19 protein-coding genes are annotated in these 23258 nt (G+C 60.1%); 10 read left to right on the top strand and 9 right to left on the bottom strand.

What is annotated here, in order from left to right; translation table 11 throughout:
- Positions 1–159 precede the first annotated feature (159 nt).
- From AB4N84_RS22735 to AB4N84_RS22765, 7 genes are all read left to right on the top strand, one after another.
- Complete coding sequence (locus AB4N84_RS22735) at positions 160–1152, top strand: alpha/beta fold hydrolase (RefSeq protein WP_460043284.1); 993 nt, start codon at positions 160–162, stop codon at positions 1150–1152.
- Between the two features lie 216 nt (positions 1153–1368).
- Entirely contained in the window at positions 1369–1857 is a 489-nt protein-coding gene (gene rraA, locus AB4N84_RS22740; RefSeq protein ID WP_074749758.1) for a ribonuclease E activity regulator RraA, read from the top strand.
- Positions 1858–1902: 45 nt separating this feature from the next.
- Positions 1903–2898, top strand: a complete 996-nt coding sequence (locus AB4N84_RS22745) for a zinc transporter ZntB (protein ID WP_074749759.1) — start codon at positions 1903–1905, stop codon at positions 2896–2898.
- A gap of 85 nt (positions 2899–2983) precedes the next feature.
- The gene (locus AB4N84_RS22750) at positions 2984–3247 is read left to right on the top strand and encodes a CrfX protein (RefSeq protein WP_074749760.1); all 264 of its coding nucleotides are present in this window, start codon (positions 2984–2986) and stop codon (positions 3245–3247) included.
- 2 nt (positions 3248–3249) lie between these two features.
- Positions 3250–4074: a mechanosensitive ion channel family protein gene (locus AB4N84_RS22755; RefSeq protein WP_074749761.1), complete on the top strand. Its 825-nt coding sequence runs from the start codon at positions 3250–3252 to the stop codon at positions 4072–4074.
- Between the two features lie 89 nt (positions 4075–4163).
- Positions 4164–4754, top strand: a complete 591-nt coding sequence (gene sigX / locus AB4N84_RS22760) for an RNA polymerase sigma factor SigX (protein WP_460043285.1) — start codon at positions 4164–4166, stop codon at positions 4752–4754.
- 107 nt (positions 4755–4861) lie between these two features.
- A complete protein-coding gene (locus AB4N84_RS22765) occupies positions 4862–5896 on the top strand; it encodes an OmpA family protein (protein WP_460043286.1) in 1035 nt (344 codons plus the stop codon).
- Positions 5897–6045: 149 nt separating this feature from the next.
- On the opposite strand, the gene AB4N84_RS22770 is transcribed toward AB4N84_RS22765, so the two are convergent.
- From AB4N84_RS22770 to AB4N84_RS22785, 4 genes are all read right to left on the bottom strand, one after another.
- Positions 6046–7740, bottom strand: a complete 1695-nt coding sequence (locus AB4N84_RS22770; protein ID WP_460043287.1) for a protein kinase domain-containing protein — start codon at positions 7738–7740, stop codon at positions 6046–6048.
- 18 nt (positions 7741–7758) lie between these two features.
- The gene (locus AB4N84_RS22775) at positions 7759–8970 is read right to left on the bottom strand and encodes a nitrate/nitrite transporter (protein ID WP_460043288.1); all 1212 of its coding nucleotides are present in this window, start codon (positions 8968–8970) and stop codon (positions 7759–7761) included.
- Positions 8971–9210: 240 nt separating this feature from the next.
- Positions 9211–9786, bottom strand: a complete 576-nt coding sequence (locus AB4N84_RS22780; protein WP_074749771.1) for an ANTAR domain-containing response regulator — start codon at positions 9784–9786, stop codon at positions 9211–9213.
- A gap of 13 nt (positions 9787–9799) precedes the next feature.
- The gene (locus AB4N84_RS22785) at positions 9800–11008 is read right to left on the bottom strand and encodes a CmpA/NrtA family ABC transporter substrate-binding protein (protein ID WP_460043289.1); all 1209 of its coding nucleotides are present in this window, start codon (positions 11006–11008) and stop codon (positions 9800–9802) included.
- A gap of 276 nt (positions 11009–11284) precedes the next feature.
- Here AB4N84_RS22785 and AB4N84_RS22790 point away from each other — a divergent pair, with 276 nt between their 5' ends.
- Complete coding sequence (locus AB4N84_RS22790; RefSeq protein ID WP_460043290.1) at positions 11285–12307, top strand: quinone-dependent dihydroorotate dehydrogenase; 1023 nt, start codon at positions 11285–11287, stop codon at positions 12305–12307.
- 175 nt (positions 12308–12482) lie between these two features.
- Here the strand turns inward: AB4N84_RS22790 and rmf are convergent, their stop codons facing one another.
- On the bottom strand, positions 12483–12698 hold the full coding sequence (gene rmf, locus AB4N84_RS22795; RefSeq protein ID WP_010223328.1) for a ribosome modulation factor: 216 nt from the start codon (positions 12696–12698) through the stop codon (positions 12483–12485).
- Between the two features lie 575 nt (positions 12699–13273).
- Between rmf and rlmKL the strand changes: the two genes are divergently transcribed.
- A complete protein-coding gene (gene rlmKL, locus AB4N84_RS22800; protein ID WP_460043291.1) occupies positions 13274–15544 on the top strand; it encodes a bifunctional 23S rRNA (guanine(2069)-N(7))-methyltransferase RlmK/23S rRNA (guanine(2445)-N(2))-methyltransferase RlmL in 2271 nt (756 codons plus the stop codon).
- A 159-nt stretch (positions 15545–15703) separates the two neighbouring features.
- Positions 15704–17713, top strand: a complete 2010-nt coding sequence (locus AB4N84_RS22805; protein ID WP_460043293.1) for a sensor domain-containing diguanylate cyclase — start codon at positions 15704–15706, stop codon at positions 17711–17713.
- Between the two features lie 136 nt (positions 17714–17849).
- Here the strand turns inward: AB4N84_RS22805 and AB4N84_RS22810 are convergent, their stop codons facing one another.
- The 4 genes from AB4N84_RS22810 to AB4N84_RS22825 all read right to left on the bottom strand — a co-directional run bounded on the left by AB4N84_RS22810 (position 17850) and on the right by AB4N84_RS22825 (position 23171).
- Positions 17850–20084, bottom strand: coding sequence for a xanthine dehydrogenase family protein molybdopterin-binding subunit (locus AB4N84_RS22810; RefSeq protein WP_460043295.1), 2235 nt, complete (start codon positions 20082–20084; stop codon positions 17850–17852).
- Between the two features lie 16 nt (positions 20085–20100).
- Positions 20101–21084 carry an FAD binding domain-containing protein gene (locus AB4N84_RS22815; RefSeq protein WP_460043297.1) on the bottom strand — a complete coding sequence of 328 codons (984 nt, stop codon included), beginning with the start codon at positions 21082–21084 and terminating at the stop codon, positions 20101–20103.
- Positions 21084–21746, bottom strand: a complete 663-nt coding sequence (locus AB4N84_RS22820; protein ID WP_460043299.1) for a (2Fe-2S)-binding protein — start codon at positions 21744–21746, stop codon at positions 21084–21086. Before AB4N84_RS22820 ends, AB4N84_RS22815 begins: the two co-directional genes overlap by 1 nt.
- A 360-nt stretch (positions 21747–22106) precedes the next feature.
- Entirely contained in the window at positions 22107–23171 is a 1065-nt protein-coding gene (locus tag AB4N84_RS22825) for an NAD(P)-dependent alcohol dehydrogenase (RefSeq protein ID WP_074749788.1), read from the bottom strand.
- Positions 23172–23258 lie beyond the last annotated feature (87 nt).

A 23258-nucleotide genomic window follows, 5' to 3' on the forward strand; every position in this document is an offset into this window, starting at 1 on the left:
GATGCTGGCCCGTTTCAACGGGTCGGCTTTCCAAAGAAGGGCGGCCTTAACGGTTCCGCCCTTTTTCATGCGAATTTTCCAAGCGAAGGGTTCAGCCCCGGGACAGCCTCTGCGTGCTATTCCGGCAATGTGCCTTTCTCAGAGCCAAGCAAGAGCAATATGCAAAGCAGCAGCGATCTTTTTCCAGTGGCCTTGATCAGCGCCGAACGACGTGGCGACCTGATCGAGGACGTCTACCGTCTGAAACCCGGCAACAGCATGGACTTCACGGTCGAGCTGGCCGTCACCCGACTGGGGCAGGTCAACGCCCCCGATGTACGCGGCGTTCCAGTGATCTTGCTGCATGGCAGCTTCTCCAATCGACGTTTCTGGTACTCGCCCAAAGGCATCGGGCTAGGGGCTTATCTGGCACGTGCAGGGTTCGACGTCTGGATTCCGGAGATGCGTGGGCACGGGTTGTCTGCGCGCAATGAAGCCTACCGGCACAACCGGGTCGCCGATTACGCGCGCTACGACCTGCCGGCCATCGCGGCGTTCGTCTGTGAGCAGACCGGGCAGGTCCCGCACTGGATCGGTCATTCTCTGGGCGGCACGACGCTCGCCGCGGCATTGGGCGGTCACTACCTGGACGCAGGGCAGGTGGCCTCGGCGGCGTTGTTCGGCAGTCAGGTCTCTCGCACGTACTGGCCGCTCAAGGTGCCGCCATTGCAGTGGAGTACGCGACTGCTGCTCAAGCGCTTCGAGCATGTGTCCGGCCCGCGTTTCAAGCGAGGCCCGGAAGACGAACCGATGGGCATACTGCTTGAAAGCATGCGCTGGCACGGCCTGTTCGGTCGCTTCGGCGACAAGAAGGACGATTGGTGGTCAGGCCTGCGTCACGTGCAGGTGCCGCTGCTGTGTGTCGCGGGCGCTGGTGACCATCAGGACCCCGAGTGGGCATGTCGTGAGCTGTTCGAGCAAATGGGCTCGGAGCAGAAAGCATTCTGGTGCCTGGGGCGCCAGGAAGGCTTCAGCGAAGATTTCGGTCATGTGCAGATGCTGGTCAGCAAGGCTGCTCAGGCGCAGGTCTGGCCAAAGGTCGCTGACTGGCTCAACCGGCAGATCACGCCCTTAAATGCTGAATCAACGCTGAATAGGGTGGCAACTCCCTGAGTTGCGCGCCCATAAGCGTTCCTATGGGCGTCGTGTGGCGCTAAGCTACCCCCGTTCGAGTGGCCACGGTGTGCGGCAGGTGATCAAGACTCGTCGGTCAGTATTTTGTTCTATATAAGGAAGCATTGTGGCGCTCGTCATGGTCTGACATGCGAGCCGCCCGAACCTGCCAGCCCCAGGTTCATCCTTGAAACGAATCACTGACAGGAGTTACCCATGCACTACATCACTCCGGATTTGTGCGACGCCTACCCTGAGCTGGTTCAGGTAGTCGAGCCAATGTTCAGCAATTTTGGCGGTCGCGATTCGTTCGGTGGCGAAATCGTCACCCTCAAGTGTTTCGAAGACAATTCGCTGGTGCGTGAGCAAGCCGACCAGAACGGCAAAGGCAAAGTACTGGTGGTCGATGGTGGTGGCTCGCTGCGGCGGGCGTTGCTGGGTGACCTGCTGGCGGAGAAAGCGGCGAAAAATGGCTGGGAAGGCATGGTCATCTATGGCTGTGTGCGCGATGTCGATGTCCTGGCGCAGACCGATCTCGGTGTGCAGGCATTGGCCAGTCACCCGCTCAAGACCGACAAGCGCGGGCTGGGTGATCTGAACGTGGTGGTGACATTTGGCGGCGTGACCTTCCGCCCGGGCGAATACGTGTACGCCGACAACAACGGCATTATCGTTTCCCCAAGTCCCTTGAAAATGCCGGATTGACCGGTTTCTCCATTCAGAAAACAGCAAGGACACCAAGGACAGTGAATGTTCGATGAGACAAACGCGCAGTGGGGGCTGGTTCATGCCTTCGTGCTGGACGGAAAAGGCGGGGCGCGTTCAATAGCTCGAACCGAACTGGATTGCCTGCAGCTGGAGCCGCACGAAAGTGTGTGGCTTCACTGGGACCGCAGTCACCCGCAGACGCAGACGTGGCTGCGTTCGTCGAGTGGCCTCAGCGAATTCGTTTGCGACCTGATGCTTGAGGAAAATACCCGGCCACGCCTGCTGCCGCTGCCGGACAATGAGTTGCTGTTGTTTTTGCGCGGAGTGAATCTCAACCCCGGCGCCGAACCTGAAGACATGGTGTCGGTGCGGATTTTCGCGGCGGCGCAGCGTGTGATCTCCCTGCGGCTTCGCTCGTTGCGAGCGACGGATGAGTTGATTGACCTGCTCAACGAGGGCAAAGGGCCGAAAACGGCGTCCGAATTGCTGGTTTATCTCGCGCAATTGCTCACTGACAAGGTCCAGGCGGTGGTCAGCGAGCTGACCGAACTGGTCGACGACATGGAAGAACGCATAGATGCCGACGAACGGTACATGCCTGAGCACGGCAACATGGTTCACATCCGGCGCAGGGCGGCAGGCATGCGTCGGTTTCTGCACCCTCAGCGGGAAATCTATGCGCAGCTGACGCGCAGCAAGATGCCGTGGTTCGTGGACGACGATGCGGATTACTGGAACGAATTGAACAACAGCCTGACGCGGTATCTGGAGGAGCTGGAACTGACCCGAGAGCGCGTGGGGCTGGTGCTGGAGGCTGAAGACAGACGCCTCAACGAGCGCATGAACCGCACCATGTACCGCTTCGGAATCATCACCGGAATCTTCCTGCCCATGAGCTTCCTGACCGGATTGCTGGGCATCAACGTTGGCGGCATTCCAGGTTCGGATAATCCGTATGGCTTCGTGTTCGCCTGCGCGCTGATGATTGTGGTTGCGGTGGGGCAGATGTGGCTGTTCAAGCGTTTGCGGTGGGTCTGATGAAAAAAAACGACGTCGTTTATGGTGTGGTGTGTGACTCAGGCAAAACGGGCTGCGTCTTCCAGTGACATCACGTGAGGTGCCTATGCACGACCCGTTTGAAGAATCACTGCGAGACATGCTTAATTCCTCGTCCTCCAGCCGGGATGATGATGCGGCATTGGGGCGTGTGCTGAAGACGGCCAACCGTCAGGTCGGCGCGGGGGATCTGTTCAGTCTGCTCGGCCGCTGCATACAAGCATTGATGATGGCCGTGAACAACGGCTCGGCTCACGTTTCACCTGTTTCCCGTCGCAAGACGACGATTGCCGGCACTGCGTTTACCGCTGCCAAAGACAAGGCTGATTGAATATGGAATTGGATCTCTGGACACAGAGCCTGGTCACCGCAATGACTGCGTTGTGGACCAAAGTCGCGAACTTCATCCCGAATCTGTTCGGCGCTCTGGTGGTTGTTCTGTTGGGTTTCGTGGTGGCGAAGCTGCTCGACACCCTGTTGTCCAAGCTGTTGGCAAAACTGGGTCTGGACCGTTTGATGGGCGGCACCGGCCTGACGAAACTGATCAGCCGCGCAGGGATTCAGGTCCCGATTTCGACGCTGATCGGCAAGATTGTCTACTGGTTCGTGTTGTTGATTTTCCTGGTGTCGGCGGCAGAGTCGCTGGGCCTTGAACGTGTCTCGGCAACCCTGGACATGCTTGCGCTGTACCTGCCGAAGGTGTTTGGCGCGGCGCTGGTGCTGCTGGTCGGCGTGCTGCTGGCGCAGTTGGTCAACGGCATCGTTCGCGGCGCGGCAGAAGGCGTTGGGCTGGATTACTCGGCGGGGTTGGGGCGCGTCGCGCAATGGCTGGTGATCATCATCAGCATTTCGGTCGCGATCAGTCAGCTGGAGGTGAAAACCGACCTGCTGAACCACGTCATCGTGATTGGTTTGATTACCGTTGGTCTGGCAGTTGCGCTGGCCATGGGCCTGGGCAGTCGGGAGATCGCAAGCCAGATCCTGGCAGGAATTTATGTGCGGGAGTTGTATCAGGTAGGGCAACAAGTGCGTATTGGAGAGGTCGAAGGACAGATCGAAGAGATTGGCACGGTGAAGACCACACTGCTGACCGATGAAGGGGAACTGGTGTCGTTGTCGAACCGCATCCTTCTCGAGCAGCGAGTGAGCAGCCGCTGAACCGGCAAATCTGCTAATGTATGCCGCCGCAAAATCCCGGAGGTTCCGGGACCAGGCGGACATTTATCTGACTGTCGGCACGACCTGTTTTGAATAAACCCCAATCGCTCTCACTGCGTTACGACCCCCGCGAGCTCTCTGATGAGGAGTTGGTTGCGCGCTCGCACGCCGAGTTGTTCCATGTGACTCGAGCCTACGAAGAGCTGATGCGACGCTACCAGCGGACACTTTTTAACGTCTGCGCGCGCTATTTAGGGAACGATCGCGACGCGGACGATGTCTGTCAGGAGGTGATGCTTAAGGTGTTGTATGGGTTGAAGAATTTTGAAGGGAAATCGAAATTCAAAACCTGGCTTTACAGCATCACCTACAACGAATGCATCACGCAGTACAGAAAGGAGCGACGAAAGCGTCGGTTGATGGACGCTTTGAGTCTGGACCCCCTCGAGGAAGCGTCTGAAGAGAAGACGCCGAAACCGGAAGAGAAGGGCGGCCTCGATCGCTGGCTCGTGCATGTGAACCCGATTGACAGGGAAATTCTGGTGCTTCGATTTGTCGCAGAGCTGGAATTTCAGGAGATCGCAGACATAATGCATATGGGCCTGAGTGCAACGAAAATGCGGTACAAACGGGCACTTGATAAATTACGTGAGAAATTTGCAGGCGTTACCGAAACTTAACTCGGAGCAAATATCTCTAACGGGCAGGCAAGTTCTGATAGACTTGCCGACGAGTTGTCCCTCGATTAGGGGGACCGCTTTACAATCACCAGATGGGGATTTAACGGATGAAACTGAAAAACACCTTGGGCTTGGCCATTGGTACTATTGTTGCCGCAACTTCGTTCGGCGCTCTGGCACAAGGCCAAGGCGCAGTCGAAATCGAAGGCTTCGCCAAGAAAGAACAGTTCGACAGCGCTCGTAATTTCAAAAACGACGGTAACCTGTTCGGCGGTTCGGTTGGCTACTTCCTGACTGACGACGTTGAATTGCGTCTGGGCTACGACGAAGTTCACAACGTTCGTAGCGATGATGGCAAGAACATCAAGGGCGCGAACACCGCTCTGGACGCTCTGTACCACTTCAACAACCCGGGCGACATGCTGCGTCCGTACGTCTCGGCTGGTTTCTCCGATCAGAGCATCGGTCAGAACGGCAGCGGCGGTCGTAACCGCTCCACCTTCGCCAACGTCGGCGGCGGTGCCAAGCTGTACTTCACCGACAACTTCTACGCCCGTGCTGGCGTTGAAGCTCAGTACAACATCGACCAGGGCGACACCGAGTGGGCACCTAGCGTCGGTATCGGCGTGAACTTCGGTGGCGGCTCCAAGAAAGTTGAAGCAGCACCAGCTCCAGTAGCTGAAGTGTGCTCCGACAGCGACAACGATGGCGTGTGCGACAACGTCGACAAGTGCCCAGACACCCCGGCCAACGTTACTGTTGACGCCAACGGTTGCCCGGCTGTTGCTGAAGTCGTACGTGTTGAGCTGGACGTGAAATTCGACTTCGACAAGTCGGTCGTCAAGCCAAACAGCTACGGCGACATCAAGAACCTGGCTGACTTCATGAAGCAGTACCCACAAACCACCACCACTGTTGAAGGTCACACTGACTCCGTCGGTCCTGACGCTTACAACCAGAAACTGTCCGAGCGTCGTGCAAACGCCGTTAAGCAAGTTCTGGTTAACCAGTACGGTGTTGGCGCTAACCGCGTGAACTCGGTTGGCTACGGCGAATCCCGCCCAGTTGCTGACAACGCAACTGAAGCAGGCCGCGCTGTAAACCGTCGCGTAGAAGCACAAGTAGAAGCTCAAGCTAAGTAATTAGCCCCGCTTCACGAAAAACCCGGCCTCGGCCGGGTTTTTCTTTTTCTGGCGTTTGTAAAAATAATCGGCGTTGCGATGCATTCTTCTTTGGAAGTATTCGCGCATGGCGTGATGAGCAGCGATGGATTCACGCAGGGTTGGCAGCGTCAGTGTTTAAGTAACATGATCCACAACAACAGGTTAAGCGCCAGCGACAGCAGTGCCACGGTTTGCCAGACTTTGAGCGGTTCGCGTTCCAGCAAGGGTCTGGTCCGCGTATTCAATGTCGCAAGTTCGCCGTGCTGGAGCTGCAGCAGCCATTGTTCGGCCGTTTCAAAGCGTTTTGCCGGGACGGCCTGAAGCGCCTGATCCAGATGGTGTTCGATCCATTCGGGGACGTCTGGACGGTAGCGGCTGACGGGAATGGGGTTGCCGAAACGTCGGTGTTGAAAGGCTTCGATTTCTCCGTACGGATAGTGCCCGGTCAGCAGGAAATACAGCGTGACGCTGGCGGCGTACAGATCGAGCGCTGGCGCGGGGTCGGCGCCTTCGAACGCTTCCGGGGCGATAAAACTAGGCGTGCCGGGCACGTCGCCTTCACCGTCGGCAGACAGACCGGGGCAGAAGGCAAGGCCGAAATCCAGCACGCGTAGCTCGCCGTTGTCGTCGATCAGCACGTTCTCCGGCTTGATGTCGCGATGGACGATGTTGCGTCGGTGCAGTAAGCCGACGGCCCCTATCAGGTCCCGCGCCAGGCTTGGCCATCGCGCCAGTTCCATCGGTCCCTGTTTCTGGAAGGTGTGCGCCAACGTCTGGCCCGGGTACTGGCGCATGACGTAGTACAGGTGTTGGCGATCGGGCAGCGGATGAACCTGAGGGAAGAAACGTCCGGCAACCCGGCGCAAAAACCACTCTTCAAGCAGCAATGCCTGACCGGCTCCGGGCTCGTCGTGACGGGCGTCCGGGAGGGTTTTGAGCAGCCAAGGTTGTCGCTCGGCGTCCAGGACCCGATACAGCAAGGATTGTCTTGAATCGCCCAGGCGCTGCTCGATCTGCCAGCCCTCAAAGGATTGGCCAGGCTTGAGTGACGGCGGCAACGGCCATTGCTGTAACTGAATGAGCGTATCGGCCAGCGTATCGGTGCCCAACTGATCGATCTGGATGAGCACGGCGCTGGCGTTGTCCTGGCTTCCAGACAGGTGCGCGGCGTTCACCAACGTCCGCACAGCGGCGTCCAGATCCTGCTGTTCGCTGAGGATCGTGCCGATCCGCGTATCGTTCAGTGTCGACCAGACGCCATCGCTGATCAGCAGCAGGCGTTCGCCTTGACGCAGCTCACCGTCCAGATAATCCATGACGACGTATTGATCCAGGCCCAGTGCGCGTTTGAGTACGTGCTGCATGTCCGGTTGCTCCCAGACATGATCCTCACTGATGCGCTGTAACACCCCTTCATGCCAGCGGTACACCCGGCAGTCACCGACATGGGCGAGGGTGAAGCGACGGCCTCGCAGGACCAGCGCGCTGAGCGTGGTCAAAAGGCCGTTCGCCAGCAGCCAGCGGTTGTGTGCGAGCAGCAGGCGGTCCAGCGCTTGAGCGACGCCCCAGGTTTCCGGTGTTGAGTAGTAATCCATTGCCAGGGCTTGAAGGGTCGAGCGGGACGCCAGGCCGCCATCCGAACAGTGGCTGACACCGTCCGCCAGCCCGAACAGATATCCCTTGCTGGCGGCGAGTGCTGGCGCGGGCGTGACCAGGCGCGTGGCGTCCTGGTTCTCAGGCCGTGGTCCACTGGCGCTGAACTCGGCAAAGCGCACCTGCAACCCGACTGCCTTGGCCGGACTCGACGCCAACGGCTGATTCATCGCCAACCTCCGTCAGGCTCAGACACGAGCAGCGGTGACGGCAGCTGATCCCCAGGTGGTTCTCCAGCGGCGCTTGACGTTCATCAGGCCGAACCATGCCAGTACACCGAGCAGGGCGAACAGCCACAGACCCAACTGATAGTCGCCGGTATTTTGCTTGATTGCACCCAGGCCCGCGGCGAGGAGGAATCCGCCGATGCCGCCCGCCATGCCGATCAGGCCGGTCATCACACCGATTTCTTTACGAAAGCGCTGTGGCACCAGTTGGAACACCGCGCCATTGCCTGCACCCAGGCCCAGCATGGCGGCGACGAACAGGGCCAGCGCGGCCCATGAACTTGGCAGGTTGAAACCGACCGCGGCGATGCAGATCGCGGCAACCGCGTACATCCCGGACAGGGTGCGAATGCCACCAAAGCGGTCTGCCAGCGCGCCGCCGAGAGGGCGCATCATGCTGCCGCCGAACACGCAGGCTGCGGTGTAGTAACCCGCAGTCACGGGGCTCAGGCCGTACTGATCGTTGAAGTAGCCGGGCAGGGCGCTGGCCAGGCCGATGAAGCCACCGAATGTGACGCTGTAGAAGAACATGAACCACCAGCTGTCACGGTCGCCCAGAGCCTTGAAATAGTCACTCATGGACTTGGCTTTCGGGCGCTCTGGCGCATTGCGGGCCATCAGCGAGAAGGCAATCAGTGTCAGCACCAATGGCACGACCGCGAAGCCGAATACATTGCTCCAGCCAAAGCTTGCGGCCAATACCGGTGCGATCAGGGCGGCGAACACCGTTCCGGAGTTACCGGCACCCGCGATGCCCATCGCCTTGCCTTGGTGCTGCGGCGGGTACCATTGCGACGCCAGCGGCAGGGCGACGGCAAACGAGGCGCCCGCCATGCCCAGGAACACGCCCAGCAACAACGCATGTTCATAGCTGTGAATGCCCAGTTGCCAGGCGCAAAGCAGGGCGACGATGACGATGATCTGGCCGATGATGCCGGCTGTTTTGGGTGACAACTGATCGGCGAGCATGCCCATCACAAAACGCAGGAGCGCACCCGCCAGGATCGGTGTGGCGACCATCAGCCCGCGTTGTTGCGTGGTGAGGTGCAGGTCTGTGGCGATCTGAACGGCCAGTGGACCGAGCAGGTACCAGACCATGAAGCTCAGGTCGAAGTAGAGGAAGGCTGCGAACAGCGTGGGTTTATGTCCGGCTTTCCAGAAGCTTGTATTCATCTAACACCTCATCTGCAGGAAATCGTTGCGGGAGCGGCTGTCGCTCTCACCGTCACGGGTCAGGTCTTGCAGGTGAAGCACCCGTCCGGCGCTCCACCTGGCCCGTTGTGTGGGGCCAAAACGAAAAAACGTCGCAACCCTGTTCGCGCTGTGCGAAGGGGTGTGCGACGTCTTTGTCGAAAGTGGGGCAACCGCCGTTGGCTACCTGTACGAACTATCTAGCAAAACGTGGGCCAATCGTTAACCCAGTAGCTCGCTCATGGCGATAATCTGTTCTGCCACTTGCACCAGCTTCTGCTGCCGGCTCATGGCCTGACGGCGCATGAGCGTATAGGCCTCATCCTCGGTGCAGCTCTTCATCTTCATCAGCAGGCCTTTGGCGGTTTCAATGCGCTTGCGCTCGGCCAGTTGCTGGTCACGGGCGTGGAGCTGCGCGCGGAGGTCCTGATCGCTCTCGAAGCGCGCCATGGCCACGTCGAGAATGGGTTGCAGGCGTTGTGCGTGAATGCCTTCAACGATGTAGGCGCTGACGCCGGACTTGATGGCCTGGCGCATGACGCCCGGGTCGTGCTCGTCGGTGAACATCACGATCGGGCGGGGCAGGTCGCGGGTAATCAGCACGACTTGCTCCAGCACATCGCGTCCCGGCGATTCGGTGTCAATCAGAATGACATCCGGACGCACCGCCTGCACGCGCCCGGGCAGATCGATAATCAGCCCGGACTCATCGATCACCTCGAAACCGGCCTCGATGAGCGCAGCCTTCAAGCGTCCGACTTTCTTGGGGGTGTCGTTGATCAACAGGATTCGCAGCATGATTGCGTCTCCCTCAGTGATCAATGGAGGCAGGCGCGGCAGGGGCCAGCGCGTGCAGTTTGAAACCATGGGCATAACCGATCGGATCGCTGCCGTCCCAGACCTTGCCGTCGATGAGCTGGCTGCTGCGCATCGCTGAGGCGGGCACGGGGATGTTCAATGCCTCGGCAGCCTGTCGATAGAGCGCCAGCTGCTGCACCCGCCGGGCGATGTCGCGGTAATCCGGGTCCTCGCGCAGCAAGCCCCAGCGGCGAAACTGGGTCATGAACCACATGCCGTCCGACAGGTAAGGCATGTTCACCTCTCCGTTGCGATGGAAACTCACGGCATGTGGGTCCTGCCAGTGGTTGCCGAGACCGTCGCCGTACTGGCCGAGCAGACGACCTTCGATGTCCTCGACGGGGGCGTTCACGTAATCGCTGCCGCTGAGCATATGCGCGGCACTGCGGCGATTTTCCGTGCTCTGTTCTATGAATCGGCTGGCCTCCAGCACGGCCATGACCAGGGCGCGCGCGGTATTGGGGTATCGCTCGACGAACTCCAGGCTGCAGCCAAGCACCTTTTCAGGATGATCTGGCCAGATGGCCTGGGTGGTCGCCAGGGTGAAGCCCAGGTTCTGGCTGACGGCGCTCGCACCCCAGGGCTCACCGACACAAAAGCCGTCAATGCGTTGGGCCTTGAGGTGTTCGACCATCTGCGGCGGTGGGACGACCACGCTGTCGACGTCCTGCAAGGGGTGAATCCCCTGACTGGCCAGCCAGTAATACAACCACATGGCGTGATTGCCCGTCGGAAAGGTCTGCGCAAAGGTGAGTTTTGTTCCGCTTTGGTGCGTGCGACGGTCCAGCGCCTCAGGAGTGATCACCCCTTGTGCCTGGAGGGCCCGGGAGAGATTGATGCTTTGGCCGTTTTGATTCAGCCCCATCAAAACCGCCATGTCTTTCGCAGGGCCGCCAATCCCCAGCTGTGCGGCGTACACCAGACCGTAAAGGCTGTGAGCGGCATGCAATCCGCCATTGACCAGGTTGTCGCGCAGGCTCGCCCAGGACGATTGCCGGTGCAGGTTGATGTTCAGGCCGTACGGTTGAGCGAAACCCTGCGTCGCGGCAATGATCAGCGAAGCGGCGTCGGTGAGCGCCATGAAGCCTACGTCGATGGTGGTCAGTTCCGGAGCGTCGCTGCCGTTGACCCAGGCCAGTGGTGTATCAAGGGTGTCGTTCATGGTTTTCGGTTCCGCCTGAAGATCGACGTGCCCGCAGGCGCTGCCGGTCTTCCATAAAAAAACGTCGCCACGTCCGGGCCTTAACCGGGACGAAAACGACGCCATTGTCCGATCACTCTCTCCGCCGTTGGAGGGAGCTCGATAACCTGTTCAAGCAAGCCATATGCCAGTGAGCGGTCCAACGTTGAGCAAAGTGCTAGACATGCCTCGCGCTGCACCCCTGTGCGCGTCTATAATCCGCCGCTGACTTCAGCCTCAAACGAGCCGCGCCCGCCCATGTATAACCTGGCCCGCCAGTTACTGTTCAAACTCTCCCCGGAAACCTCCCACGATCTGTCCATCGACCTGATCGGCGCGGGCGGTCGTCTGGGGCTCAATGGTCTGCTCAACAAGGCGCCCGCGCGGTTGCCGGTGACGGTCATGGGCTTGCAGTTTCCAAACCCGGTCGGGCTTGCCGCGGGTCTGGACAAGAACGGTGCGGCCATCGACGGGTTTGCTCAGTTGGGTTTCGGCTTCGTTGAAATCGGCACCGTCACACCGCGTCCGCAGCCGGGCAATCCCAAGCCGCGGATTTTCCGACTGCCCCATGCCGAAGGCATCATCAACCGCATGGGGTTCAACAACCTGGGCGTCGACAACCTGATCAGTCGTGTGCAGGCCGCCAAATACAACGGCGTGCTGGGCATCAATATCGGCAAGAACTTCGACACCCCGGTCGAGCGTGCGGTCGACGATTACCTGATCTGCCTGGACAAGGTTTACACCCACGCCAGCTACATCACCGTCAATGTCAGCTCGCCAAACACCCCTGGCCTGCGCAGTCTGCAATTCGGTGATTCGCTCAAGCAGTTGCTCGAAGCGCTGCGTGTACGTCAGGAGGCCTTGACGCTGGCCCATGGCAAGCGCGTGCCGCTGGCCATCAAGATCGCCCCGGACATGAGCGACGAAGAAACGGTACTGGTCGCCACCTCGCTGCTGGAGTCGGGGATGGACGCGGTGATCGCCACCAACACCACATTGAGCCGCGTGGGTGTCGAAGGGCTACCTCACGGCGACGAAGCGGGCGGTCTGTCGGGTGCGCCAGTGCGTGAGCAAAGCACGCACATCGTCAAAGTGCTGGCCAGTGAGCTGGGCGGCAAGTTGCCGATCATCGCGGCGGGCGGCATCACCGAGGGCAAGCACGCAGCGGAGAAAATCGCCGCCGGTGCGAGCCTGGTGCAGATTTATTCAGGGTTCATCTACAAAGGTCCGGCGCTGATTCGCGAGTCGGTTGACGCCATCGCCGCGATGCCGAAATAGATCACGCCAACGCGCTTGAAAGGCCGAAACAAAAAGAGGGGTTCCGACTGGAACCCCTCTTGGGCTTTAGCCCGCCGTCCGGATGGGACGTGCATGGTTAGGGTGAAACGAATCTGATTGTCGAATTTCCTGAGGAAATCTTAAAAAGTCGGAATGTCCCTTTGGTCGTTAAGCGTCAGCCGACCGCGTGAAGTTCGTTGAGCCTGTGTATACCCGCAGTGCCGGTCATACCGTCCCAGTTGTCGCCTCGTCCTTCTCGCCAGCCATTGATCCAGGCTTGACGTACCGACGGTAGAGTAAATGGGCAAAGCTCACGGGATTTACCAGTTACGCCGTATTGATATCCGCGCGAAAAAGCTCTTTCCAACGGATCACGCTTAAGTCTTCTCATAGGGTGTTGCCCTCGTTTGTTGACTGTTATGTCCTTGGAGACCTCGTGTCGAGGTCAGGCAGAAATCTTCTGCCTCTGCAGGCCCGCTGCCGGCGTCGCGGGCCAGGTGCTGTCGCCGTTGCGACGACAACCTGAGTTGATTTCTAACCAATGCATGGGACGCTGTGAATGATCGTTTTGTCATAAGAACGTAACCATTGAGGCGTTACGACCATAAGGGATGAGAGGTTTGAAGGGTGATTTTTTCACCAGGCGCCCTGATTCGGGGGTCTTCATGAGATTCGCGACTGGTTCTCATGTAGGTCTGATGGCTGATTGACGTCAGATTTAAAACGACGAAGGGTCAGTGATGTGACTTTTTATTACTGCCATCGTCGGGCTGAATAGTGGTTTTTTAATATCAGAATGTCGGCCCGCCATTGCGGGCCGGCACAGCTGCCACACTCGAAATGTATCGGTGTGGTGGATCGGCACAATGTGTGTGCCACGCAGGCGTCCTCCATGAAAGGCGTCTGTTTGAATCGGGCTGGACAATGCGTTGTCCAGCCACTCATAGCCAAGGCTCTGGAATACTCATGTCGGACCGTTACGAACTTTTCCTCACCTGTCCCAAAGGCCTCGAAGGGCTGCTCGCTGAGGAAGCCACTGCACTTGGCCTCCAGGAAACCCGCGAGCACACCTCGACTATCCGTGGCAGCGCCGACATGGAAACCGCCTACCGGCTGTGTTTGTGGTCGCGGCTGGCCAACCGTGTTTTGCTGGTGCTCAAGCGCTTCCCGATGAAGGACGCCGAAGACCTCTATCACGGCGTTCACGACATCGAGTGGGCCGACCATCTGGAGTCCGATGGCACGCTGGCGGTGGAGTTCAGCGGTCACGGCTCGGGCATTGACAACACCCATTTCGGCGCCTTGAAGGTCAAGGACGCCATCGTCGACCGCCTGCGCACCTCGGACGGTTCGCGCCCTTCGATCGACAAGCTCAACCCCGACCTGCGCGTTCATCTGCGGCTGGACCGTGGCGAAGCCATTCTCTCCCTGGACCTGTCCGGCCACAGCCTGCACCAGCGTGGGTATCGCTTGCAGCAGGGCGCGGCCCCGTTGAAGGAAAACCTGGCAGCCGCCATCCTCATTCGTTCCGGCTGGCCGCGTATCGCCGCGGAAGGCGGCGCACTGGCTGACCCGATGTGCGGTGTAGGCACGTTCCTGGTCGAAGCTGCCATGATCGCCGCCGATATCGCCCCGAACCTGAAACGTGAACGTTGGGGCTTTTCTGCCTGGCTGGGGCATGTTCCGGCCCTGTGGCGCAAATTGCACGACGAAGCGCTGGCGCGTGCCGAGGCGGGCCTTGCCAAGACACCGTCCTGGATCCGTGGCTACGAAGCCGATCCACGATTGATTCAACCGGGCCGCAACAACGTCGAGCGCGCCGGCCTGTCTGACTGGATCAAGATCTACCAGGGTGAAGTTGCGACCTTCGAGCCACGTCCGGATCAGAACCAGAAAGGCCTGGTCATCTGCAACCCTCCGTACGGCGAACGGCTGGGTGATGAGGCGAGCCTGTTGTACCTCTACCAGAACCTCGGCGAGCGTCTGCGTCAGGCATGCCTGAACTGGGAAGCGGCCGTGTTTACTGGCGCCCCGGACCTGGGCAAGCGCATGGGCATCCGCAGCCACAAGCAGTACGCATTCTGGAACGGTGCATTGCCCTGCAAGCTGTTGCTGATCAAAGTCCAGCCAGACCAGTTCGTCACGGGCGAGCGGCGTACTCCGGAGCAGCGTCAGGCCGAGCGCGAGCAGGCCGCGTACGACCAGACCCCGGACGAGCCGCAAGCGCGTCAATTCAACAAGAACGGCAACCCGATCAAACCGGCACCCGCGCCGGCTCCGGTCATCGAGCAGCCACGCCTGAGCGAAGGCGGGCAGATGTTTGCCAATCGCCTGCAGAAGAACCTCAAGGCGATGGGCAAGTGGGTCAAGCGCGAAGGGATCGACTGCTATCGCGTCTACGATGCGGACATGCCTGAATACGCGATGGCCATCGACCTGTATCACGACTGGGTTCACGTTCAGGAATACGCAGCACCGAAGTCCATCGACCCTGAAAAGGCCTCGATTCGCATGTTCGACGCACTGGCCGCGATTCCGCAGGCGCTGAACATCGACAAGAGCCGCGTGGTGGTCAAGCGCCGTGAGCGCCAGAGCGGCACCAAGCAATACGAACGTCAGAGCGCGCAGGGCAAGTTCAACGAGGTGAACGAGGGCGGCATCAAGCTGCTGGTCAACCTGACCGACTATCTGGATACCGGTCTGTTCCTCGATCACCGACCCATGCGGATGCGCATTCAGCGTGAAGCGGCGGGCAAGCGTTTCCTTAACCTGTTCTGTTACACCGCCACGGCCAGCGTCCATGCGGCCAAAGGTGGGGCACGGAGCACCACCAGTGTCGATCTGTCGAAAACCTATCTGGACTGGGCGCGCCGCAACCTCTCGCTCAACGGTTTCTCGGACAAGAACCGTCTGGAGCAAGGCGATGTCATGGCCTGGCTTGAGTCCAGTCGGGACGAGTACGACTTGATCTTCATCGACCCGCCGACCTTCTCCAACTCCAAGCGCATGGAGGGTGTGTTCGACGTGCAGCGCGATCAGGTGCAACTGATTGACCTGGCGATGGCGCGTCTGGCCAGCGGCGGGGTGCTGTATTTCTCGAACAACTTCCGCAAGTTCCAGCTGGAAGAAAACCTGGCCGAGCGTTATGCCGTCGAGGAAATCACCCAGCAGACCATCGACCCGGATTTCGCCCGTAACGGCAAAATCCACCGCGCCTGGAAAATCACCGCGCGCTGAGCGGTCAGCGCGCTACGTTAGGCGCCAACCCGCACGGGCTGGCGCTTCGACGCGTTATAAGCGGAGCGACACACAGCACTATGCAAACTAATGGCGAATAGCTATAAGTGAATTCTGGCCACGTGTCGCGGCAACACTGTGGCGTCATGAGTTCAGCGTATGTCGTCAAACAAGGCAAGCGCCAAGATCCTTGGCCTCATCAGCGAAGACAGCTCCTCATGGGTTGTGGGCACGCTCGTGTTTTCGGCGGGCGCGGTGCTGACTGCCTTGCTGGCGCTGGCCAATGTCGAGTTGTACCAGCGTCAGTTGCGTCAGCGGTTCGAACTGCTGGCCAGCGAGCGCGTCAGCCGGATCGAGGACCGCCTCCAGGGACAGGTCCGAGGGCTGGACAGTCTGCGTCGCTTTTTCGTGTATTCAGATGAGGTGTCCGAGGACGAATTCAATGGATTCGCCCACCCTTTGCTGGTGTACACCCAGGCCTACTCGTGGACGCCAAAAGTGGCCGACGCCGAGCGGGAATCGTACGAGCATCGCGTGCGCGAGGCCGGTGTGACGGATTATTCCGTGCGAGAGCTTGGTCCCGACAGCAGCCTAAAGGTCGCCGACACACGCCCGTATTACTTCCCGGTGCGGTATACCCTTAGCCGCAGCACCCTGGCCTTGCCATTGGGTTTCGATGTGAGTTCCGAACCCGTACGGCGGGCAACGCTTGAGCGCGCGCTCCAATCGGGTGATATGGCAGCATCGTCCCTGATGGAACTGGTCGGCCTGGAAACGGAAAACCGTAAAGGGGTGCTGTTGGTCGCACCCGTGACCGCCCGCTCTCATACCACCGGGCCCGAGGCGGGGCCGTTTCAGGGTTTCCTGCTGGCGGTGATCAGCCTGCGCAAATTGATGACCGAAGGTCTGCCCGCCACTGATGAGGACAATCTGGCGGTGGGTCTGGAGGACATCACGTCGGCGCAGGCGCCCCAAGTGCTGTATGGGTCGGCTGCCAAAGCGGCGATCAGCGATCTGCAACTCACTCAAACGGTGGATTTTGCTGGGCGCAGCTATCGCTTGCAGGTTCGCCCGACGGCGGTGTTCATGACTGCCAACCCGTCCGGCAATGACAGCGTGGTGGTCCTCGGCGCGTTGCTCAGTTTCATGCTCAGTGCCTTGTTGTATGCCTTGATCAGCCAGCGTCAGCGCGCCGTGCGGCTGGTGGAGCAGCGCACTGTGCAATTGCGTCAGCGCGAGCAGCAATTGCGCAGCGCGCACGGCCAGTTGCGTAATGTGCTGGACGCCGCGACGCAGGTGGCGATCATCGCCACCGATCTGGAAGGGGTGATCACCACCTTCAATATTGGCGCCGAACGCATGCTGGGTTACAGCAGTGCGCAGGTGTGCGGGCAACTCACCCTGCGTCAACTGCACCTGTCGTCCGAACTGGCCGAGCATGTCTGCGAGCTGAGCCAGCGATATGGACGCTCGATCAAGACCGGCGAAGCCATGCTCGTGGAGTCGGTGGAGGAGCATGGCCATCAGGCACATGACTGGACATTGGTGCGCCAGGACGGCAGCCATCTGCAGGTCAACATGCAGGTCAGTCCGGTGTTGGATGAGCACGATCAGTGGATTGGCTACCTGGCGGTGTGTCTGGACATCACCGAGCGTAAGCGTGTCGAGGAAGAGCTGCGCACCATGTCAGTGACCGACGCGTTGACCGGCGTCTACAACCGTCGCTATTTCCAGGAGCGTCTGCAGGCGGAGTTGCTGCGCGTTGACCGCCACGGCGGGATTTTCTCGGTGGTGATGCTCGACATCGATCATTTCAAGTGCATCAACGATCAGTTGGGGCACGCGGTGGGTGACCATGTGTTGCAGGCGATCTGCAAGCGCTTGTGTCACCGTTTGCGCCGCAGCGATGTGTTCTGCCGCCTGGGAGGCGAGGAATTCATGGTGCTGTGCCCGGACACCGATGGCGATCAGGCGTTTGCACTCGCCAGTGAGTTATGGGCGGCGTTGCGTGCTGAGCCGGTGGACGGCGTTGGCCGGGTGACCGCGAGTTTCGGGATCGCCAGTTGGCGTAAAGGCGAGGGCGGCGATGCCTTGCTACTGCGCGCGGATTCGGGTGTCTATGCCGCGAAAATGGGAGGGCGGGACCGGATCGAGCCGGAGCTGCCGTGATCCGCTGCCTTGATTCTGCCCGCAGCGCGAGCGCGCTCCTACGCCCTCGGCAGAGGCGCAGCGGTGGATGAAAGGCTCTTGATTCTGCCCGCAGGGCGTAGCGAGGCTCGCTCGTACGCCCTGCGGGCACAAGCACTTACGCACTCATCGTTGGCGGTAACTCCATCAATTTGTCGAGGGTGATCGGCAGGTCTCGGATGCGTTTGCCGGTGGCGTGCGACACAGCGTTGGCGACGGCAGCGGCCAGGCCCGTGATGCCGATCTCGCCAATGCCGCGTGCGCCGAACTCATTGAGTTCGTAATCGGGATAATCGAGCAGGATCACGTCAATTTCCGGCTGGTCCGCGTGCACGGGCACCACGTACTCGGCGTAGTTGTTATTGACCGGCATGCCGTCGCGTTCGTCGAAATCAGTGGCTTCGAACAGTGCCATTCCGACGCCCATGACGATGGCGCCTTCGACCTGATTGAGCGAGGTCTTGTGGTTGATCACTTTGCCGACGTCGATGGCGCTGACCACTCGCGCGACGCGCAGCCGCGAGATGCCCGGATCCCAGCGAACTTCTACGAAATGCACGCCGAACGAGCGGAATGAATGCTTGCTGGTGTCGTTCATCCCGGTTTTCGCTTCGCCGAAAGCGCTGGACTGCTTTTGCGCCTTGAGCACGTCGGCGATGGCAAAGGATTTCTCTCCGCTTTTCAACTGACCCTGTTCAAAACTGATCTGATCGGCCTTGGTCCCTGCAAACACGCCTTTGGGCGCTGCAGAGAAGGCTTTCAGCTGCTCGATGGCCTGACGCGTCGCTTCGGCTATCGCAGGCAACACGCTGGCCGTCGCCCATGAGCCGCCCGATACGGGCGCGGGCGGGAACGAGGAGTTGCCGAGTTCGACGTCGATTTTATCCAGCGGTATGCCGGTGATGCTGCTGACCACCTGCGCCACGATGGTGTAAGTGCCGGTGCCGATGTCCTGCACACCGCAGATCGCGTACGCCGTGCCGTCTGCACGCAATGAAACCTGCGCCTCGGCGGGGGTGCGATAGGCGTCCCAGTTACAGGCCGCCATGCCATAGCCGATGATTTCAGTGCCTTCCTTCATCGAACCCGGTTTGGGATTGCGCTTGCTCCAGCCGAAGCGTTCAGCCGCCTGATCGATGCATTCCTGCAAATGGTTGCTGGACCATGGCAGGTTCTGGCTCTCGTCACGCTCCGAGACGTTAATCTTGCGGAACTGCAGCGGGTCCATGCCGATCTTGTCGGCCATTTCGTCCATCGCCGATTCCAGCGCGAACAGTCCGGGCGCGGCGCCTGGCGCGCGCATCGAGGTCGGTGTGCCGCGATTGACCTCGATGGTCTTGTGGGTCACCAGCACATTCGCGCAGCTGTACAGGCTTTTGGTCGAGGTGCCGCAGTTTTCCTTGTACGGGTCGGTGAACGAGGTGGTGTTGATCGACTCGTGACGGACCGACACCAGCTTGCCCTGGTCGTCGGTGGCCAGGCGCAGTCGCTGCCGGGTTTCAGGCCGATGCCCGGTGGTGGTGAACATCTGTTGCCGCGGAACGACCAGTTGCACAGGGCGGTTGAGCACTTTGGCTGCGCCACAGGCTGCGACCGAATGCGGCCAGATCCACAGTTTGCTGCCAAACCCCGAGCCAATGAACGGCGCGCGAACCTCGACCTTTTCAGGCATCAACCCGAAGATTTTCGCCAGCGAGTTGCGATGCGCAACCACGCCTTGGGAGGCCTCATAGACAATCAGTCGGCCATCTTCCCAACTGGCGACGGTGGCGTGCATTTCCATCGGGTTGTGGGTTTCCACCGGCGTCGAATACGTCGCGTCGATGCTGTGCGCGGCGCTGTCAAAGGCCGATGCCGCATTTCCTCGCGTGTGGTTCGGGCTGCCGTCCTGCAGCGTGCCGGCTTTCAGGCCCTGCTCAAGGTTGGCAACGGCGGTGCTCTTGCTGTAACTGACCTTGATCTTGTAGGCCGCCGCGCGGGCGTGCTCGAACGTATCGGCCACTACCAGGGCGACGAACTGCCCGGCGTAGTACACCGTGTCGTCCTCGAACGGCAGGCGGCTTTCGTCGGACTTGGCCGCCTTGAGGATCTGCGCGAAGGACATCGGCAGCGCCGAGTTGTGGTACAGCGACGGAAAGTTGCCGTGGTGGAAAACATCCAGCACGCCTGGGGATTTGCGTGCCGCGTCGAGGTCCAGCGCGGTGATCTTGCCGCTGGCGACGGTGCTGAAAACGCCGTAGCCGTAAGCCATGTTTTTCAGGTGGTGATCAGAGGCGTACATGGCCGTGCCGGTCACCTTGCGTCGCCCGTCGATCCGGCGTGGCGCCGAGCCGATCATGGTTGAGTCCGTCATGTTCGTGTCCTCCCGGTCATGCCGTCAGGGTGCTGAGGTTGCGCACGATCGCCTGTTGCCCAAGGGCGATCTTGTAGGCGTTATGGCGATAGGGTTTGGCACCTTGCATGGCGATCGCGGCCGCCTTCTCCATGTTTTGCGGTGTCAGCCTCGCGCCTTTGAGCGCACGTTCGGCTTCCATCGCCCGCCACGGTTTGGTGCCCACGCCGCCCATGGCAATGCGTGCCTCGCGCACGGTGTCGCCGTCCATCACCAGAATCACCGCGCTGGACCCCAGGGCAAACTGATACGACGCCCGGTCACGCAGCTTCAGGTAACCCGATGTGCTCCCGGCCAGCGGTGCCTGCAGCATCACGTGGGTGATCAATTCGTCGTCCTGCAGGGCATGCTCTTTCCAGGGCGTCGAACCGGGCAGCAGATGGAAGTCGAGAAAGTCGATGCTGCGTTTGCCTTTGGGCCCCTGCACGTCAATTGTTGCGCCAATCGCCGCCATTGCCACGCACATGTCCGACGGATGCGTGGCGATGCATTGGTCGCTGGTGCCGAGGACCGCGTGCACGCTGCGGTTATGGCCGTCGATGGCCGCGCAGCCTGAGCCAGGCTGGCGTTTGTTGCACGGCGAATAGCCGTCGCGGAAGTAATTACAGCGCACCCGCTGCATCACGTTGCCCGCCGTGGTCGCCTTGTTGCGCAACTGCGTGGTCGCACCGGACAGCAGCGCCTGAGACAGCACCGGGTAGTGTTCGACAATGTAGGCGTGATGCGCCAGATCGCTGTTGGTCACCAGCGCCCCGATGCGCACGCTGCCGTCTTTCTGCACGTCGATCTGCTTGAGGGACAGGTGATTGACGTCGATCACCTGATCGGCTGGCATCACGTCGAGTTTCACCAGGTCGAGGAGGGTGGTACCACCGGCGAGAAAAAATGCCGTGTCGCTTTTCGCGTGGGTCGCGACGGCCTGCTCGACGCTGCCCGCGCGCACGTAATCAAAGGCTCTCATCAGGTCACCTCCTGCAGCTTGATTCTCGCGCTCTGAATCGCCGCGAGAATGTTCTTGTAGGCGCCGCAGCGGCAAATATTGCCGCTCATAGCCTCGCGCACGCTGTGGTCGTCACTGCCGATGTTCTTGTCCTGAAGCATGGCCACGGCGCTCATGATCTGGCCGCTAGTGCAGTAACCGCATTGATAGGCGTCGTGTTCCCAGAAGGCTTCCTGCACCGGGTGCAGTGTTCCGTTTTTCGCGAGGCCTTCAACGGTGGTGATCTCGTCGCCTTCGTGCATGGCGGCGAGCGACAGGCATGAGTTGATTGCAGTGCCATTGACGTGGACGGTGCAGGCCCCGCACTGGCCGTGGTCGCAGCCTTTCTTGGTGCCCGTCAATTGCAAGCGGTCACGCAGAACATCCAGCAGCGCAGCATTGGCGGGGAGGTTGAGGGTATGGGCCTGGCCATTGACCTTGAGGGTCATGCGCCGCTCATCTTTGGCCGGTGGGTCGGTGTCGTCCGGCACGGCCGCCTGCGCTTCCAGTGCCTGGGTCCAGATCGGCGCCGTCGCTGCGGCGAGGCTGGAAACACCGATGGATTTGAGGAAGTTTCTGCGCGACGGCACGGTGAAGGCCGTGAGGTCGGATTGCGGCTCATTTTTATCAGGCTGATCGGTCATGGACAGGTTCCTCGTCAGCGTTGAGTCAAGCCTGGCCCCCGACGGTGAGCGGGCGCCCAGGCATGTACGGCAGTTGATGCGTCAAGCGACCCACCATAATCAATGAACGGTCTGCGCATTCATTTGAATAAGTACATACACTTTTGAATGGTTCTCTCTAATCCCTGCCATGGGTATGAAAAACAGGCTGGCGACTCGGGCGGAACAAGGGAGTGCGGGGCTTGCGGAGCAAGGGACGCAGGGTTTGTGACCTGTGCTGGAGGGAATGGTTGCGGGAATTTCGCAGATGGAAAACACAGATTGTTACTAAAGGTGCAGGGTTGATCAGGTGAAACTGATCAGCCCTGCACCTGGGAAGTATCAGGCGGCTGACGCTTCTTCTTTAAGGGTGGCCATGTCGATCACGAAACGGTACTTCACGTCGCCCTTGACCATGCGTTCGTAGGCTTCGTTGATGTCCTTCATATGAATCATCTCGATGTCCGAGACGATCCCGTGTTTGGCGCAGAAATCCAGCATGTCCTGGGTTTCCTTGATGCCGCCAATCAGCGAGCCGGCCAGGCTGCGGCGCTTGAAGATCAGGTTGAACACCGAAGGCGATGGATGAGGATGATCCGGCGCGCCGACCAGCGTCATGGTGCCGTCGCGCTTGAGCAGGTTCAGGAACGCATCCAGATCGTGAGGCGCGGCGACGGTGTTGAGGATGAAGTCGAGCTGGTTGGTTTGAGTCGCCATCTCATCTGCGTTTTTGGAGACGATGACTTCGTCGGCGCCCAGGCGCAGGCCGTCTTCACGCTTGTTCGGCGAAGTCGTGAACAGCACCACGTGTGCGCCCATGGCATGCGCGATCTTCACGGCCATGTGACCCAGACCGCCGAGCCCGACCACGCCGACTTTCTTGCCTGGGCCGACTTTCCAGTGATGCAGCGGGGAATAGGTGGTGATCCCGGCGCACAGCAGCGGCGCCACAGCGGCAAGGTTGTCGCTGTGAGAAATCTTCAGAACGAACTTCTCCTTCACCACGATCTTGTCGGAGTAGCCGCCGAAGGTGTTCTCACCGCCGAACACAGGCCCGTTGTAGGTGCCGGTGAAACCGCTTTCGCAATATTGCTCGTCGCCTTCAGCGCAGGAAGCACAGTGCTGGCAGCTGTCGACCATGCAACCGACGCCCGCCAGATCACCGACCTTGAACTGTTTGACGTTGGCGCCAACGGCCGTGACTTTGCCGACGATTTCGTGGCCCGGCACCGAGGGATACAGGGTGTTCTTCCATTCGTTGCGCGCGGTGTGCAGGTCGGAGTGGCAGACGCCGCAAAAGAGAATGTCGATCTGCACGTCATCGGCGCCCGGATCACGGCGCTCGATTTGAAAGGGCGCCAGTTTGTCGGTGGCGCTTTGCGCGGCATAGCTGTAAGTCTTGATCATTTTGCGATCATCTCCAGTTGGGCAAAAAGGACGGTGTTTTGGGGTTTTGAGACCGGGGAAAACGGTCAAAGGACAATCGCTGGCAGC

This window comes from Pseudomonas sp. S2_H01 (genome assembly GCF_054668305.1).

Coding starts and splice junctions, on each gene's coding strand:
- AB4N84_RS22735 (WP_460043284.1), top strand. CDS start 160: ATGCAAAGCAGCAGCGATCTTTTTCCAGTGGCCTTGATCAGCGCCGAA.
- rraA (WP_074749758.1), top strand. CDS start 1,369: ATGCACTACATCACTCCGGATTTGTGCGACGCCTACCCTGAGCTGGTT.
- AB4N84_RS22745 (WP_074749759.1), top strand. CDS start 1,903: ATGTTCGATGAGACAAACGCGCAGTGGGGGCTGGTTCATGCCTTCGTG.
- AB4N84_RS22750 (WP_074749760.1), top strand. CDS start 2,984: ATGCACGACCCGTTTGAAGAATCACTGCGAGACATGCTTAATTCCTCG.
- AB4N84_RS22755 (WP_074749761.1), top strand. CDS start 3,250: ATGGAATTGGATCTCTGGACACAGAGCCTGGTCACCGCAATGACTGCG.
- AB4N84_RS22765 (WP_460043286.1), top strand. CDS start 4,862: ATGAAACTGAAAAACACCTTGGGCTTGGCCATTGGTACTATTGTTGCC.
- AB4N84_RS22770 (WP_460043287.1), bottom strand. CDS start 7,740: ATGAATCAGCCGTTGGCGTCGAGTCCGGCCAAGGCAGTCGGGTTGCAG.
- AB4N84_RS22775 (WP_460043288.1), bottom strand. CDS start 8,970: ATGAATACAAGCTTCTGGAAAGCCGGACATAAACCCACGCTGTTCGCA.
- AB4N84_RS22780 (WP_074749771.1), bottom strand. CDS start 9,786: ATGCTGCGAATCCTGTTGATCAACGACACCCCCAAGAAAGTCGGACGC.
- AB4N84_RS22785 (WP_460043289.1), bottom strand. CDS start 11,008: ATGAACGACACCCTTGATACACCACTGGCCTGGGTCAACGGCAGCGAC.
- AB4N84_RS22790 (WP_460043290.1), top strand. CDS start 11,285: ATGTATAACCTGGCCCGCCAGTTACTGTTCAAACTCTCCCCGGAAACC.
- rmf (WP_010223328.1), bottom strand. CDS start 12,698: ATGAGAAGACTTAAGCGTGATCCGTTGGAAAGAGCTTTTTCGCGCGGA.
- rlmKL (WP_460043291.1), top strand. CDS start 13,274: ATGTCGGACCGTTACGAACTTTTCCTCACCTGTCCCAAAGGCCTCGAA.
- AB4N84_RS22805 (WP_460043293.1), top strand. CDS start 15,704: ATGTCGTCAAACAAGGCAAGCGCCAAGATCCTTGGCCTCATCAGCGAA.
- AB4N84_RS22810 (WP_460043295.1), bottom strand. CDS start 20,084: ATGACGGACTCAACCATGATCGGCTCGGCGCCACGCCGGATCGACGGG.
- AB4N84_RS22815 (WP_460043297.1), bottom strand. CDS start 21,084: ATGAGAGCCTTTGATTACGTGCGCGCGGGCAGCGTCGAGCAGGCCGTC.
- AB4N84_RS22820 (WP_460043299.1), bottom strand. CDS start 21,746: ATGACCGATCAGCCTGATAAAAATGAGCCGCAATCCGACCTCACGGCC.
- AB4N84_RS22825 (WP_074749788.1), bottom strand. CDS start 23,171: ATGATCAAGACTTACAGCTATGCCGCGCAAAGCGCCACCGACAAACTG.